Below are 14759 nucleotides of genomic sequence, written 5' to 3' on the forward strand. Positions count from 1 at the left end.
GGCTCGCTGCCGCGAGTATCGACCAGACGATTGTGGTCTGTTACTACCCCTCCAGGGGTAGTAACAGACCACACAGTCGGGCTACTACCTGTTGGGGCGGGGTTCTGGGTTCGTTGGGTCGAAGTCGTCGTCTTCCTCGATCGCCCGGACGATCTCGTCGCGGTGTTCCTCGACCATCCGGTCGAGATGCCCACGCAGCAACCCGGCGTTGGGCGACTCGCCGGAGTAGATCCGGTCCCAGTCGTCCTCGCCGGCCTCCACCAGCCGGGCCAGGGTACGCATGTCATCGCCGAGATCACCGCGGAGCGCGGCCTCCTGGAAGGCCCGGTGTTCCTCCTCGGTCGGCCGGTTCGCCCGTTGGAACCGGAGCATCTCCTGAAGCGCGGACTCCATCGCCTCGTTCAGCGCGGCCGTGGCGGCCCGCATCCGCTGCTCGATGTAGTCGAAGTCGGGCGAGGTCATACCGCGCCCATCGCCGGGACCGGACCGGTCACCGGGGCGGGCGGCAGCTTCGCGATGCTGAAGTAGTCGACGCAGAGCCGGATGGTGTCGATCAGCATGGTCAGCGCGTTCAGGAAGACCTGGACGACCTTGATGGCGCTCCAGACCATCGTGATCCCCTCCTTGACCGTGTTGATCAGCTTCCACTGCCCGTAGCCGGGGATCGCGGCGTTCGACAGCGCCGCGCTGACGAGACTGACCAGGGTCCTGATGATGTCGACCACCACCTGGGCCATCTTCACCGCGTGGTCGATCATGTCCCAGAGATGGTCGCCCATCTTCCGCATCGCACCCGCCTGCTCGGTCAGGCTGGAACTCCACCGGTCCACGTGGGCGGTCGCCGCGTTGGCCGCGTCCCCGCTCCAGGTCTTGGTGATCGCCTGCCGCCCCGAGGCCAGGTTCGCCTGGGCGAGATCGAGGCACTGGGCTACCGCCCGCCACGCCTCGACGTGCCGGGCGGCCTTGTCGATATCACCGGCGAGCCAGCGGGTGACCTTCTCGCGCGGGTCCGGACCGCCGACCCAGACCACGAGGTCGCAGACCTTGTCGAAGACGAAGCCGAAGGAGACCTCCGGCAGGTCCGGCATGCCGGCGCCACCGCTTCCCGGTGCGACCAGCGCACCGGCCGGCGAACCGGGATCGTTGAACCCGGCGGCCTCGCCGTCGTCGGTGATGAGGCCGGTCTGCCCACCGGCCAGCTTGGTCAGCCGGCCGCTCGACCGTTCGTCGGCCTCCCGGTATGCGGTGGCGGAGGAGTTGAGCCCGTCCCGGGTCTTGCCGAGCCGGAGGTTGTCCTCGGAGAGCACATTGTGGAACGTCGGGATCAGGCCGGCGTACGGGCCGGTGATGAGTTCCAGGATCCGGCCGAAGTCGGCGTCGGCGATCTGCCCGGTGGCGTACTCCCGGGCCGAGCCCATGTCCGTGGACACCCGCCCCACCTGCTGGGCCCAGCCCCGCAGGTCGGCAAGTTCAACTGAGACAGCCGTCACGACAGACCTCCCCGATTTCACCTATCCGCCCCCGGGCATCATCCATCCCGGGATTGGCCATCGAGGATTGTGCCATCGGCTCCGCCGTGCTACAACTCGTCGCCGGACCTCGCCGCCAGGCGTCAGTGGTCCGCCAGAACGGCAGACGTCAGTGTGCGTCAGCCTTCCGGGGAGAGGTCGGTCGGAGCGCGCATCGGTTTCTGGTCCGGCAGAACGGCAGACGGAAGTGGGTCCGCCAGAACGGCAGACGTCAGTGGGTCCGCCAGAATGTCACGACCAGGACGATCTGGACGGCGACGACGCCCAGCAGGACGAGCCACTGGCGGCCGAACGACCAGCGCCGGGCGATCGACCAGAACACCAGCACGACACCGGCGACCCCGGACCCGATCATCGGGACCATCCAGGCGACGTCCCCGCCGGTCGCCCCGAACACGGCGGCCAGCAGAGAGAAGAGGACCGCGCCCCAGACGAAGGTCTCCCGGAGAAATCCCTCGGCCAGCGCGAGCGCGGCGGCCCGAAGGAAGCCGCCCCACCCCCGGCGGCGCCCGCCGGAGTCCGGCGCGTCGTCGATCTCACCCGCCCGCTCGTACGCCGCCCGGAACAGCGGGCCGTCCGCCTCGGTCGGCTCATGTCTCTGCTCGGACACACCGCCACAGTAGTCGACGCGGGGCGACGGCGTCAGAAGTCGTCCGGGGTACGGATCCGGTCCCGGATCCAGACGCCCGCCTCCTTCAGCCGGGAGGTACCGCCGAACGCGCCGGCCGCGCAGGTGCCGGTGGTGAAGACCGCGCCGGAGCGGAAGTCGTCGGAGAAGTTCCAGTTCACCCAACTGATCTTCCGACTGGCGAAGAGGTCGAGGTAGCGCTGGGCCATCGTGAAGTTGTTGGGGCCGTCCCCGGAGTAGTCCTGGGTACCGAACTCGGTGACGAAGAGCGGCAGCCGGTCCGCCGCCCGGGTCACCGTGTCGAGGTAGTAGTCGTCGTGCGAGGCGGCGTAGAAGTGGAAGACGTACATGACGTTGCCGGCGCTCACCGGGTTGGCGGCGATCACGTCCGCGCCGCCGCCGCTGCCGGAGGCGCCCAGCGACGACCAGTCCGGGGTGCCGACCAGCACCACCGCGTCGGCGTCCCGGGTACGGATCACCGGGATGACCTGGTCGGCGTAGCTCTTGATGGCGCTCCAGGCCACCCCGTTCGGCTCGTTCGCGATCTCGTAGATCACGTTGTTCTTCGCCCGGTGCCGGTCGGCGATCTCCGCGAAGAAGGTACGCGCCCGCTCCAGGTTGTAGTTCGGGTCACCGGGGCTGAGCATGTGCCAGTCCACGATGGCGTACATGCCCCGGGCGGTGGCCAGCTCGATGTAGTTGTGCACCAGGTCGGTGAAGCGCCGCGGGTCGGTCTCGTAACCGCCCTCCTGGACGTACATCGAGATCCGGAGTACGTCGGCCTGCCACTCCCGGGCGAGTACGTCCAGCGAGGCCGGGGTGGCGCAGTTGGCGTACCACTGGAGACCGTGCGTGCTCATCCCGCGCAACTGGATCGCCTTGCCGGCGGCGTTGCAGAGCTGCCGGCCACAGACCCGGAGCTGCCCGTTCGCCGCCACCGGGGTCGACCCGCCCGGCGGCACCGTCGGCGGCACGCCGGTCGGGCTGACCGTCGGGGTCGGGGTGGGCGCGGTGCCGCCGCCGCAGGGCTGGCCGTTGAGCTGGCAACCGTTCGGGGCGCCGGGACCCGCGCCGATGAACCCGAAGGTCACCGAGGCACCGGGGGCGATCCGGCCGTTCCAGGAGAGGTTGCCGAAGGTGTGCCGCTGGCCGCTGCTGGCCAGCGTGGCGTTCCAGTAGGAACCGACGGTCGTCCCGGCCGGGAGGTCGAACTCCACCCGCCAGGAGGTGATCGCGGTGCTGCCGCCGTTGGTGATGGTGTAGCGGCCCTCCCAGCCCGACCCCCACTCGGAGACCTTGGCGAACGAGGCGGTCGGGGTCGCCGCCGCCTGGGCGACCACCGCCACCGGTACCGCCGCGACCGCCGTGACGAGCCCGACCAGCAGCAGTGCTCTGCGGATACGCCTCACGGGGGTGCCTCCGGTCCGGTCGTCGCGGGGCCCGGCCGGCGCGAGTACCGGCAAGCCATCAATTGTTGTCGAACTATAAGGACAACTAAGTGTTCCCGCAACACGACCGTCACCGACTCTCGGCGCGACCATGCGGCAGCCTCGGGACGATCTCAGGACAGGGTCGGGCTCAGGACAGGGTCGGGGTCGGGGACGGGGACGTCGGCGCTCGCCGTGCGGGTGAAGCCGGGGTCGCCGATCGCCGTACGCAGCCGGGTGTAGAAGTCGACGAACGGCTCCGGTACGCCGTGAACCTCCAGCAACTGGAAGATGTTGCCGATCGAGTCCACGTCGGGTGCCAGCGCAACGGAGCGTTCAAAGGTGGCCAGTGCCTCGTCGAGCCGTCTCGGGACCCGTCGCACACCGGCCGGACGTCCAGCCCGTGCTGTCCGCGCCCGGTGCCGACAACGCCGTTGGTCAACCGCTGGACCAGCTTATCCCGTACCGAAGAAGGGATTTTTTCATGCGGATGTGCCACTCACCTGGGCCGGGCGGACGAAACGGCGGATTGGATAATCGACATCCATGAGCCGGTTCCAGGTGCTCTGGCGCCGGTTCACCGGGGCCGCCGGATGGTGACCTGCCACGCAGAGCGCGACGTCCGTGGTCTCAGGTGCTCGTGGTGGGCGGTGGCGGTGCCGCCCACCGCCCACCACGAGCACCTGAGGTACGCGGTCGTCCGATGAAGCAGATCAGAAGTTGACGACCTATACAGTCGCCCCCCGAAACGGTTGAAAGGGGCACCTGTGCAGGGGACACAGCTAGAGTTCCGCCTGTTGGGCCCATTCGAGGTCCAAGCCGGGGATCGTCTGCTGGAGATCCGCGCACCGAAACACCGGATACTGCTGGCGGCCATGCTCCTACAGGTGGGGCGCCCGCTGCTGGTGGAATACCTCGCGGACGCGATCTGGGGAAAGGCCCAGCCGGATCACCCGCGCAGGGCGGTCCAACTCTACGTGACTCGGCTGCGTCAGATCTTCGGCGACCCTGAAGCGGGTGGCACGATACGCACCTCGGTCGGCGGCTATCAGCTCGACGTACGCCCGGATCAGGTGGACGTCTGGCGGTTCCGGGAACACCTGGATCGGGCCGCGCGGATGGCCGAGGAACGTGACCTGGACGCGGAGGCGGCGGTGCTGGCTGACGCGTTGGCCATGTGGCGCGGCGAGCCGCTGGCCGGACTGCCGTCGGAACTGCTCCAGCGCGAGGTCGTGCCGCGCCTCCGCGAACAGTGGCTGCGAGCCATGGATCGGCGCTTCGAGGTGGAGCTGCACCGAGACCGGCACGAGAACCTGATCGGCGAGTTGTTCACGCTGACCGCTCAGTACCCGCTGCGCGAGTCGTTCTGGGTTCAACTGATGACGGCCCTGCACCGGTCCGGACGGCGGTCCGACGCGCTGAACGCGTTCCACACCGCCCGCCGGCACCTCGCCACCGAACTCGGCGTCGACCCCGGCCCGGAACTGCAACGCCTGTACGCTGCCGCGCTGGTCGGGGGTCCCCGGACCAAGGGGCTCTCCCCGAACGCGCAGCCGGTACCGCGTCAACTACCGGCAGACCTGCCCTCCTTCGTCGGGCGGGCGGCTGAGCTGTCGCTGACCGAAGTCGACGACCGGCAGGGCATGGCGGCCACCTGGGACAGCCTCGGATACGCGCACCGCCGCCTGGGCGACCACCGGCAGGCGGTCACCTGTCACCGCCACGCCGTCCGGCTGTTCCGGGACCTCGGCGACCGCTACAAGGAAGCCGAATGCCTGGCCCACCTCGGCGACGCCTACCAGGCGGAGGCCGACACCGACGCGGCCCGCACCGCATGGCAGACCGCGTTGAGCATCTTCGTCGAACTCGGCCACCCCGACGCCGAGGAGCTGCGCCGCAAGCTGGCACGCCCAGACGCCTGAGCGACCGCCAGCCGCGGCCACGACGGACTGGAGGCACGAGGTGGCGCGGGCACACCGGTGCCCGCGCCACCTGTGGTTGCGGTCCCGTCAGCCGTAGAGGAGGGGTGACGTGGACCGGTCGAGGGCCACCCGTCCGGCGGACCGGGACCGGTCGGACCCGGACGGGAAGCTCTGGGTGAGGGCGAGGGTCATGATGCTGTGCGCGGCAGCGTCGGAGAGCTGGTCGAGCACGGTGTTGTTGACATTGGCGATGGTGTCGCAGGTCTTGTGGTAGCAGGCATACGAGCGGCTGGACGCCGCAGAACTCGTCGACCCGGCCGGGCAGCCGGTCGACGACTGGGACGTGGTCGGCAGTCACGGCGCCCAGTGGTATCCGCGCGGCGCCGCCGGGGATTACCACCTGGTCGACATCGGCACCAGATAGCACCGGGAGAACGACCCGAAGGAAAGACCTTCTCGCCCAGTTCGTCGCCGACCCGACCGTTGTGTCCTCGACAGACAGGCATGCTCCCGCTTGTTACCTAGCGGTAGCATATCGTCGGCCTATCGAAAACCACATACGTGCTGGCAACACCACGCTGCGTTGACTGGAGGCATGACCTACAGCGAACCAGCACGTACAGCGGCCCGCCGCACCCGGTCGCTGGCGTCCTCGTCCTCCTCGGCCGTCCCGACAATGGGGATCACGATCTATGGATGCGGGCAGGACGAGGCCGTTTTGTTCCGAGAGATGGCGCCTCGCTTTGGCGTAATGCCCACCATCACGGAGGCAGCGGCATCTGAAGCCAACATCGAACTGGCATTCGGAAACCGGTACGTGAGCGTCGGTCATAAAGCCCACATCACAAACTCCACTCTTCTTGCACTCAGCCAGGTCGGCGTGACTTATGTCTCGACAAGAAGCATCGGATACGATCACATCGACGTGAAGTACGCGGAGAGCGTCGGCATTTCCGTCGAAAATGTCGCCTACTCACCCGACAGCGTGGCCGACTACACACTGATGCTGATGCTGATGGCGGTGCGAAATGCGAAAACCATCATCCGCCGTGCGGACGTTCATGATTACAGGTTGAATGACGTACGCGGCAAAGAACTACGCGATCTGACCCTCGGAGTAGTTGGAACGGGGCGCATCGGCGCCGCAGTCATGGACAGGCTGCGGGGTTTCGGCTGCCGGGTATTAGCCTATGACAACCACCCCAAGATCGCTGCCGACTACGTTCCGCTCGACGAATTGCTGAAGCTGAGCGACATCGTAACGCTCCACACACCACTCAACGCGGACACACGCCACCTCCTAAATCGCGAACGTATCGAGCAGATGAAGCACGGCGCGTTCGTTATCAATACCGGCCGCGGTGCACTCCTCGACACCGAGGCGCTTGTTCCGGCACTGGAAGACGGCAGGTTGGGTGGTGCGGCTCTGGACGTCCTCGAAGGAGAGGAAGGAATATTCTACGCCGACTACCGAAACAAGCCCATCGAAAGCGAATCGCTGCTGCGGCTACAGAAGCTACCGAATGTGCTTATCAGTCCACACACCGCCTACTACACGGACCACGCCCTGAGCGACACTGTTGAAAACTCCATCATCAATTGCCTGAAATTTGAAAACGGGGGTCAGCATGGATAGGTTGAAGATCGCTATCATATTCGGGGGCTGCTCCGAAGAACACCCCGTCTCCGTCAAATCCGCGCGAGAGGTCGCGAGAAACCTGGACACCGAGAAGTACGAACCGTTCTACATCGGGATTACCACCAGCGGTGCCTGGAAGCTCTGTGACGGGCCTGACGCGAATTGGGAAAACGGAAGCTGCCGTCCGGCTGTGCTCTCACCGGACAGAAGCGTACACGGATTGCTTGTCCTGGAGCAGGGACGATACGAAACGATCAGTCTGGACCTGGTGTTGCCCGTTCTGCACGGCAAACTCGGCGAGGACGGTGCGATGCAGGGTTTGTTGGAACTCTCCGGCATCCCCTACGTGGGCTGCGACATCCAGAGCTCTGCTCTGTGTATGGACAAATCCCTTGCCTACCTCGTCGCCAGAAGCGCGGGGATCGTCACGCCAAATTTCTGGACCGTCACGGCGGACGAGAACATCGACCCCGACCAGCTCACTTATCCGGTCTTTGTGAAGCCGGCCCGTTCGGGTTCGTCTTTCGGCGTCAGCAAGGTGTCCCGGAAGGAAGAGCTGCCGAGTGCGGTGGAAACCGCAAGACAGTATGACTCGAAGGTGTTGATCGAGGAGGCTGTCGTCGGCAGCGAGATCGGATGTGCCATATTGGGGAACGATATGGATCTGATTGCGGGCGAGGTGGATCGAATCTCTCTGTCTCACGGCTTCTTCCGGATCCATCAGGAGAATGAGCCGGAAAGCGGCTCCGAAAACTCGACAGCAATCGTTCCCGCCGACATTTCGGCAGAGTCACGCTCACTCGTCCAGGAGACAGCGAAGGCCATATATCGCGCGCTGGGATGCCGGGGACTGTCGCGGGTGGACATGTTTCTCAAGGAAGATGGAAGGGTGGTCCTCAACGAGGTCAACACCCTGCCTGGAATGACCTCCTACAGTCGTTACCCGAGAATGATGGCAGCCGCCGGCTTCCCGCTTGCCGAGGTGATCGACCGGATGGTGTCGTTGGCATTGACAGGAAAAATCCAGTGAAAGATGACTTCGTCTTCGTGGACGAGTTCGTGTCCGGCATACGTTGGGATGCCAAGTACGCCACCTGGGACAACTTCACCGGCAAGCCAGTGGACGGATATCTGGCCAATCGAATTGTCGGCACGAGGGCTCTGTGTGCCGCCCTGGAAAGCGCGAGAGAGCAGGCCGAATCCCTTGGCTTCGGCCTGCTCCTCTGGGACGGTTACCGCCCTCAGCGCGCCGTGGACTGCTTTCTGCGCTGGTCAGGCCAGCCGGAGGATGGCCGGACGAAACTACGACACTATCCGGACATCGACAGAGCCGAGATGTTCGAGAAAGGATATGTGGCCGCCAGGTCGGGCCACAGCCGGGGCAGTACGGTTGACTTGACGCTGTATCACCTGGCTACCGGTGAACGTGCTCCGATGGGCGGCGACCACGACTTGATGGATCCGATCTCACATCATGGGGCAGAAGGAATCACGCAAGCCGAAGCGAGAAACCGTCAATACCTCCGCTCCATCATGGAGGCGTGCGGTTTCAGCTCGTACGATTGCGAGTGGTGGCATTACACACTGAAAGACGAGCCCTATCCGGACATCTATTTCGACTTTCCCATAGTTGAGCCGACCAAAGAAACCAGCAAAGGGTCGAGAGTACTACTGACAGCAGCCAAGCGGCAATTCACCTAACAGTGGGCGGTGGCGCGGCGGGTAGTTGCACCGTGACGCGGAGACCGCCAGCGAGACGGGGAGTGAGGGTGAGGGTTCCGTCGTGTGCCTGGGTGATGCTCTTGACGATTGCCAGGCCGAGGCCGACACCTGCGTGGCCGTCGCGTATCCGTCCAGTGCCGCGCTGAAACGGCTCGACAATCGTGGAAACCACCTGTCGGGAGAGCGCCTCGCCGGTGTTCTCGACAGTCAGCATCACAGTCCTGGGGTGGACGCTGGTCGTGACCCACACCGTGCCCTGTTCAGCCAGGTTGTGGACGATCGCGTTGTGCACGAGGTTCGTGGTCATCTGAAGCAGGAGCGCGTGGGAGCCGATGGTGGGGGCGACGTCGCCGGAGATCTCGACGGTGAGGCCGCGTTTCTCGGCGAGCGGGAGAAGCGTTTCGGTGGCCTCTTCCGCTATGAGGGACAGGTCGACGTGATCCCGGGTGAAGGACCGTTGGTCGGCGCGGCTGAGCAGCAGCAGTGCCTCGGTGAGTTCGATCGCTCGGGTGTTGACGAAGTGGAGGCGGTCGACAAGTTCGCCGGTATCGCGGTTCAGGTCGTTGCGGGCCACGTCGAGAAGTGTCTGCGTGATGGCCAGCGGGGTGCGCAGTTCATGGGAGGCGTTGGCGGCAAATCTCTGCTGTTCGGCGACGTGTGCTTCGAGCCGTGTCAGCATGGTGTCGAACGCGTCGGCGAGTTCGCGGAATTCATCTTCGCGGCCTTCCAACATGATCCGGTGCGAGAGTGATCCGTTCGCGGCCAGCCGGGTGGCATGTGTGATGCGAGTCAGGGGCGCGAGCATGGCGCCGGCGAGGATCCATCCTCCCACAAGGCCGAACATCAGCAGGAACGCCAGTACTGCGACTGCCGCCGGGGCGAAGGCGCGCACCAGGTCGGCCTGGAGGGTTTGAATCCCACGAGGGGTGTAGATCGTCTCGGGTACGTAACGCAACAGGAACACCCACACCGCGGCGAGCAGCACGGCTCCGGCGAGCATGAGGAACCCCGCGTAGCTGAGGGTGAGTTTGAGGCGAACGCTCACCCCAGGTTCTCTATCCACGGTCCCCTCCCGCACGTCCGGTGCCGGGTGCCGTGTCGATGCGGTAGCCGACGCCGGCCACGGTGGCGATGATCCAGGGTTCGCCAAGCCGTTTGCGCAGTGCCGAGACAGTAATGCGAACGGCATTGGTGAACGGGTCGGCGTTCTCATCCCACGCCCGCTCCAGGAGTTCTTCGGCGCTGACGACACCGCCTTCGGCGGCGACGAGGACCTCGAGTACGGCGAACTGCTTCCTGGTCAGCGCGACGTAGCGACCGTCGCGGTAGACCTCGCGGCGGAACGGATCCACCCGCAGACCTGCGATCTCCCGCACCGGCGGCCGGTTGTGCGCGCGCCTGCGGTCGAGCGCTCTGAGCCGGAGCACGAGTTCCCGGAGCTCGAACGGCTTCGTGAGATAGTCGTCGGCGCCGAGTTCGAACCCGGAGACCTTGTCGTCGAGCCGGTCGGCAGCGGTAAGCATCAGGATCGGCATGCCGCTGCCGGAGGCGACGATGCGTTCGGCGATCTCGTCACCGGAGGGCCCGGGAATGTCGCGGTCGAGGACGGCGATATCGTAGACGTTGACGCTCAACAGCCCCAGAGCGGTGTCACCGTCACCGGCGATATCGGCCGCGATCGCTTCCAGGCGCAACCCATCACGGATGGCCTCTGCCATGTAGGGCTCGTCCTCGACGACCAACACACGCATACCCTCGATGCTACGAGCCGTAGCATATCGTCGGCATACCGAAAACCACATACGTGCTGACAACACCACGCTGCCTTGGCTGAAGGCATGACCCACCCCGAACCAGCACGAACAGCAGCCCGCCGCACCCGATCGCTGGCGTCCTCGTCCCCCTCTGCCGCATCTGACCGCCTCGGTGCACTTGGCGAGGCAGATGGCGCCGTCCCCCAGGGCGTGACGGTCTTCGATGACGGAATTCCGGCCGTGGCAAATCTCGATTCCGATCTGCTCGATGCCCTGCGTCGAGCCGCGACCGATGCCGTGGACGACGAGGTCGAGTTCTACGTCAACGGTGGCTGGCGCTCACCGGAGTACCAGGAACAACTACTCCGTGCGGCGATCTCGAAGTACGGCTCGGAAAAGGAAGCCGCCCGATGGGTCGCCACCCCCGACACGTCTCCGCATGTGTCGGGGCGCGCGATCGACATCGGGCACTCCGATGCCACCGCGTGGCTGTCCACGCACGGCGCCCGGTACGGGCTCTGCCAGATCTACCGCAACGAACCGTGGCACTACGAACTGCGCCCCGAAGCCATCGATCACGGCTGCCCGCCGATGTACGCCGACCCCACGCACGATCCGAGGATGCAGCGGTAGCCGTCAGCGGCCCGGGGACTTGAGGCAACTCTCTGACAAAATTTGATCATGATTGCCATTGGAAGCGGATAGGTCACGTAGGAAGCGGGACGATTTTCCTGCTTGGTGGACGTATCCGCGGCGCTGGTAGAACTTGTGCGCGTCTGGCCGTCGGTCTGCGCTGGTGACTTCCATCCGGAGGCATCCATGGCTGGCCGCGAAGGATTCAGCGGCGGCGACAAGTCGAGAGCCGACACCTCGTCCGCGTACTCGGTCCGAGACGACCAGGGCCACGATTCGGCCCCAGGCGGCGTCGCGTTCGAAGAACGGACAGATATGGACGGCGATGACGCCGTAGAGGTCGCCCTGGGCGTCGGCCACGTAGGCCGCGCTGGCCGGATCGTCGACCCAGCACCGGATCCGGGCCGCCGTCGTTGCCTGACCATCCTGGGGATAGCCCAACTGGTCGAGCAACTCGTTGATGGCTTCGGCGTCGGCGCTCTGCGCTGGTCGTATCCGCATGCCTCAACCTACGAGGCGGTGCATATCGTCGACATACCGAAAACGACATACGCGCTGGCAACACCTCCTCCCCCACCACCCGCACCGGCATCGGCGGTCGAACCGCTCTCGACAGCATGCCCGCGCCGATCCGTGCTGGGACGCCGCGAGAGGCGGCGTTAACGCCAGCGGAACAGGCAGTCGCGTTGGCAGGATCAGTTCACCCGTGCGGTGCCGCTGCTGCGGGCCTACGGCAACGAGCCGTACGCCAGGCAGCTTGAGGCGGTGACGGGAACCCCTTACCAGACACACGGTGCGGACGCCACCCGAGTGCCGTTCGTGGCGATGGATCCCTTGCCGCTACATCTTCTATCACTTCCTCACGACGCTGGACTACGCCAACCAGGCGCTGATCCTGCGTCGGAAGACCGCGGCACAGCTTCGCGCCTTCCGGGCCGAGGCCCACGCCACAGGCGTGAAACCCCTGCCGCTGTGGTTGGCGGGCGACCACTTCCCGTTCACCCTGGGCAGCGTCAACGGCCACGACCCGCAGGTGGTCTGCATTGACACCGGCGGCGCCGGCGGGAACAGCCTCGCCATGACCGAAGCAACGGCAAAACGCCTGGGGGTACGGGTGGACCACGACCGCCCCACCTCCGTCAACCGCATCCCTGCCTATCCCTGCTATCCCGACGAGGCACGACTCGGCACGGCCGTCGCCAACGGCGTCTACAGCATCGCCCGCACCGCGCCCGCCGGCTACGAACGCCTGGGTTTCGACCCGATCGCCAACTTCACCCACGCCTTCTTCAAACCGTTCACGATCACCTTCGACTTCACTGACATGCGGTTCTACATCTCGCGGCCCCAACCTCCCGCCAGTTGAGGTCCGTGCTGCCCGGCCCGACCTCGGTCCGGGCAGCACGCCGGGAGCCGCCGGCTACCCCCGGAGGGGTACCCGGACTACCACCAGCGGGCGACGAGGCGGGCTGCGCCAAACCCCTAGGCTGGAGCGGTGAAGCGCAGCGGGCTGGCCGTCGACATCGCCACCGCGGGGGCCACGCTGACCATCACAGTCGCCATGATCGGTACCGGTGGGCTGGGCGCACCGGATCCGACGGGACGAGCGCTCGACGTACCCGGTCTGCTGCTGGCCGGGGCGACCGCGCTGCCGTTGGCGGCCCGCCGCCGCGCTCCCGGGACGGCCTTTGCCGTCGTGGCCCTGGCCAGCATCGCGCTCATCGCGCTCCGGTATCCGCTCGACGCTCCGGTCGGGGCGGCGATCGCCGGCTACGCGGTCGCCGACGCGCACTCCGGCGACCGGGGCGTACGGCGGGCAGCCGCGTTCGGCGCGGTCGTCGGCTTCGTGCCGCTGGTCGCCGTGATCTACCTGGCCGCCGGGTTCAGTCCGGCGGCGTTCACCACCGAGTTGGGCACCTGGATGCTCGCCTTCTGCGGGATGTGGCTGATCGGCGACCGGGCCCGACTCCGTCGGGAACGCGCCGTGGACCTGGAGGAACGGGCACGTCGGGCCGAGCGGGAGGCCGGTCGGGAGCGCCGCCTCGCCGCGGCGGAGGAGCGCACCCGGATCGCCCGGGAACTGCACGACTCGGCCGGCCACGCGATCAACGTGATCCTGGTGCAGGCCGGCGCGGCCCGGCTGCTGCACGGCCGGGACCCCGGGCGGACCTTACAGGCCATCGGCACGATCGAGGAGGTCGCCCGGGACACCGTCGGGGAACTCGACCGGATGGTACGGGCACTGCGTCGGGACGACGGCGACCTGCGTACGCCCGCCGACCTGAGCGCGGTCGACGAACTGGTGGACCGGCACCGCGCGATGGGACTGACCGTCGACGTCACGGTGCACGGCGAGCGGCCCACCCGGGTACGGGGAGCTTCGCAGGCGGCGTACCGGATCCTTCAGGAGGCGCTCACCAATGCCGCACGGCACGGGGACGGCACCGCCGTTGTCGAGCTGCGCTACACAGTGGACACGATCGAGATCGACGTGCGCAACGGGTACCGTCCGGCAGGCGCCCAGCGCCCGGACGGCACCGAGGGGCACGGCATCGTGGGCATGCGGGAGCGGGCCACCCTGCTCGGCGGCACGTGTGTCGCCGGGCCGGTCCGGGACCGGTTCCAGGTCCTGGCCCGGCTGCCCCTACACCGCGACGAGTCACCGGCCGGACCACTGCTCGCCGAGCGGGCCGCGGTCGCCGGCCACCCGCCGTCGGCCGGAGAGTGGGATCGGGCCACCCGATGAGGGCACCGCGCGTCGTCCTGGCCGACGACGACGACCTGATGCGGGCCGGACTGTGCGCGGTCCTCTCCACCGACGAGACGCTGCACGTGGTGGGAGAGGCGGCCGACGGGCGCGAGGCGGTGACCCGTACCCGCGAACTGCGTCCCGACGTCGTACTCATGGATGTCCGGATGCCCGGCATGGACGGCATCGCCGCCACCGAGACGATCGTCCAGACCGTGCCCGAGACTCGGATCCTCATCCTCACCACCTTCGAGGACGACGACTACATCCTCGGCGCCCTGCATGCCGGCGCCTCCGGCTTCCTGCTCAAGCGGGCCCGGCCCGAGCAGCTCATCGCGGCGATCCACACGATCGCGGCCGGCGAATCCCTACTCTCCCCCTCGGTGACCACCACCGTGATCAGCCGGCTGGTCAGCCAGCCACGGCGGGTTCCCGCCGCCCACCGTCGGCTGGACACCCTCACCCCCCGCGAACGGGACGTGCTGCATCTCGTCGCCCGAGGACTCTCCAACGCCGAGATCGCCGAGCGCCTGCACATCGAGGAGTCGACGGTGAAGACCCACGGCAAGCGGATCCTCGGCAAGCTGCAACTCCGGGACCGGGTCCAGGCGGTCATCCTCGCGTACGAGGCGGGCCTCGTCGTACCCGGCGCACCGGACCCGACCCCGGACCGCTGACCGGGGCCGGATCGGCGCCGGAATCGCCCGGCGGAGGCATCTGCTGTCCCTCCAGGCGGGTACGCCGCGATCACCCCTC

The 14759-nt window shown here is 66.8% G+C and carries 17 protein-coding genes; 8 read left to right on the forward strand and 9 right to left on the reverse strand.

Going from position 1 to position 14759, the window contains the following annotated elements; all coding sequences use genetic code 11:
- Positions 1–84: 84 nt before the first annotated feature.
- From Pma05_RS19600 to Pma05_RS19620, 5 genes are all read right to left on the reverse strand, one after another.
- Complete coding sequence (locus tag Pma05_RS19600) at positions 85–462, reverse strand: hypothetical protein (RefSeq protein ID WP_203858885.1); 378 nt, start codon at positions 460–462, stop codon at positions 85–87.
- A complete protein-coding gene (locus Pma05_RS19605; RefSeq protein ID WP_203858886.1) occupies positions 459–1490 on the reverse strand; it encodes a WXG100 family type VII secretion target in 1032 nt (343 codons plus the stop codon). The genes Pma05_RS19600 and Pma05_RS19605 overlap by 4 nt, the downstream gene beginning before the upstream one ends.
- A 250-nt stretch (positions 1491–1740) precedes the next feature.
- Positions 1741–2139 (reverse strand): hypothetical protein, encoded by a 399-nt coding sequence (locus Pma05_RS19610; RefSeq protein ID WP_203858887.1) that lies wholly within the window; start codon positions 2137–2139, stop codon positions 1741–1743.
- 32 nt (positions 2140–2171) lie between these two features.
- Positions 2172–3566, reverse strand: a complete 1395-nt coding sequence (locus tag Pma05_RS19615; RefSeq protein WP_372441508.1) for a cellulase family glycosylhydrolase — start codon at positions 3564–3566, stop codon at positions 2172–2174.
- A gap of 152 nt (positions 3567–3718) precedes the next feature.
- Positions 3719–3967, reverse strand: coding sequence for a hypothetical protein (locus Pma05_RS19620; protein WP_203858889.1), 249 nt, complete (start codon positions 3965–3967; stop codon positions 3719–3721).
- A 414-nt stretch (positions 3968–4381) separates the two neighbouring features.
- Here Pma05_RS19620 and Pma05_RS19625 point away from each other — a divergent pair, with 414 nt between their 5' ends.
- Complete coding sequence (locus tag Pma05_RS19625; protein ID WP_203858890.1) at positions 4382–5506, forward strand: AfsR/SARP family transcriptional regulator; 1125 nt, start codon at positions 4382–4384, stop codon at positions 5504–5506.
- An 87-nt stretch (positions 5507–5593) separates the two neighbouring features.
- On the opposite strand, the gene Pma05_RS19630 is transcribed toward Pma05_RS19625, so the two are convergent.
- Complete coding sequence (locus Pma05_RS19630) at positions 5594–5737, reverse strand: hypothetical protein (protein WP_203858891.1); 144 nt, start codon at positions 5735–5737, stop codon at positions 5594–5596.
- Between the two features lie 445 nt (positions 5738–6182).
- On the opposite strand from Pma05_RS19630, the gene vanH reads away from it, so the two are divergent.
- Genes vanH through vanX form a run of 3 tightly spaced genes read left to right on the forward strand, consistent with a single transcriptional unit; the run spans position 6183 to position 8846 of the window.
- The gene (vanH, locus tag Pma05_RS19635; RefSeq protein WP_239312718.1) at positions 6183–7142 is read left to right on the forward strand and encodes a D-lactate dehydrogenase VanH; all 960 of its coding nucleotides are present in this window, start codon (positions 6183–6185) and stop codon (positions 7140–7142) included.
- Positions 7135–8175 (forward strand): D-alanine--(R)-lactate ligase VanA-Sc, encoded by a 1041-nt coding sequence (gene vanA-Sc / locus Pma05_RS19640; RefSeq protein ID WP_203858893.1) that lies wholly within the window; start codon positions 7135–7137, stop codon positions 8173–8175. Before vanH ends, vanA-Sc begins: the two co-directional genes overlap by 8 nt.
- Positions 8172–8846 carry a D-Ala-D-Ala dipeptidase VanX gene (gene vanX, locus Pma05_RS19645; RefSeq protein ID WP_203858894.1) on the forward strand — a complete coding sequence of 225 codons (675 nt, stop codon included), beginning with the start codon at positions 8172–8174 and terminating at the stop codon, positions 8844–8846. The genes vanA-Sc and vanX overlap by 4 nt, the downstream gene beginning before the upstream one ends.
- On the opposite strand, the gene Pma05_RS19650 is transcribed toward vanX, so the two are convergent.
- A complete protein-coding gene (locus Pma05_RS19650; protein ID WP_275414713.1) occupies positions 8839–9912 on the reverse strand; it encodes a sensor histidine kinase in 1074 nt (357 codons plus the stop codon). The two genes, vanX and Pma05_RS19650, sit on opposite strands and share 8 nt — an antisense overlap.
- A gap of 10 nt (positions 9913–9922) precedes the next feature.
- On the reverse strand, positions 9923–10618 hold the full coding sequence (locus Pma05_RS19655) for a response regulator transcription factor (RefSeq protein WP_203858896.1): 696 nt from the start codon (positions 10616–10618) through the stop codon (positions 9923–9925).
- An 87-nt stretch (positions 10619–10705) separates the two neighbouring features.
- On the opposite strand from Pma05_RS19655, the gene Pma05_RS19660 reads away from it, so the two are divergent.
- Positions 10706–11254, forward strand: a complete 549-nt coding sequence (locus tag Pma05_RS19660) for a M15 family metallopeptidase (RefSeq protein WP_203858897.1) — start codon at positions 10706–10708, stop codon at positions 11252–11254.
- 3 nt (positions 11255–11257) lie between these two features.
- Here the strand turns inward: Pma05_RS19660 and Pma05_RS19665 are convergent, their stop codons facing one another.
- A complete protein-coding gene (locus tag Pma05_RS19665) occupies positions 11258–11755 on the reverse strand; it encodes a GNAT family N-acetyltransferase (RefSeq protein WP_203858898.1) in 498 nt (165 codons plus the stop codon).
- Between the two features lie 292 nt (positions 11756–12047).
- On the opposite strand from Pma05_RS19665, the gene Pma05_RS19670 reads away from it, so the two are divergent.
- From Pma05_RS19670 to Pma05_RS19680, 3 genes are all read left to right on the forward strand, one after another.
- Positions 12048–12620 carry a pepsin/retropepsin-like aspartic protease family protein gene (locus tag Pma05_RS19670; RefSeq protein WP_203858899.1) on the forward strand — a complete coding sequence of 191 codons (573 nt, stop codon included), beginning with the start codon at positions 12048–12050 and terminating at the stop codon, positions 12618–12620.
- A 129-nt stretch (positions 12621–12749) separates the two neighbouring features.
- Positions 12750–14000 (forward strand): sensor histidine kinase, encoded by a 1251-nt coding sequence (locus tag Pma05_RS19675; RefSeq protein WP_203858900.1) that lies wholly within the window; start codon positions 12750–12752, stop codon positions 13998–14000.
- A complete protein-coding gene (locus Pma05_RS19680; protein ID WP_203858901.1) occupies positions 13997–14680 on the forward strand; it encodes a response regulator in 684 nt (227 codons plus the stop codon). Before Pma05_RS19675 ends, Pma05_RS19680 begins: the two co-directional genes overlap by 4 nt.
- Positions 14681–14759 lie beyond the last annotated feature (79 nt).

It is taken from the genome of Plantactinospora mayteni (genome assembly GCF_016862935.1).
Classification (GTDB): Bacteria; Actinomycetota; Actinomycetes; order Mycobacteriales; family Micromonosporaceae; genus Plantactinospora; species Plantactinospora mayteni.

Coding starts and splice junctions, on each gene's coding strand:
- Pma05_RS19600 (WP_203858885.1), bottom strand. CDS start 462: ATGACCTCGCCCGACTTCGACTACATCGAGCAGCGGATGCGGGCCGCC.
- vanH (WP_239312718.1), top strand. CDS start 6,183: ATGGGGATCACGATCTATGGATGCGGGCAGGACGAGGCCGTTTTGTTC.
- Pma05_RS19680 (WP_203858901.1), top strand. CDS start 13,997: ATGAGGGCACCGCGCGTCGTCCTGGCCGACGACGACGACCTGATGCGG.
- vanA-Sc (WP_203858893.1), top strand. CDS start 7,135: ATGGATAGGTTGAAGATCGCTATCATATTCGGGGGCTGCTCCGAAGAA.
- Pma05_RS19660 (WP_203858897.1), top strand. CDS start 10,706: ATGACCCACCCCGAACCAGCACGAACAGCAGCCCGCCGCACCCGATCG.
- Pma05_RS19655 (WP_203858896.1), bottom strand. CDS start 10,618: ATGCGTGTGTTGGTCGTCGAGGACGAGCCCTACATGGCAGAGGCCATC.
- Pma05_RS19665 (WP_203858898.1), bottom strand. CDS start 11,755: ATGCGGATACGACCAGCGCAGAGCGCCGACGCCGAAGCCATCAACGAG.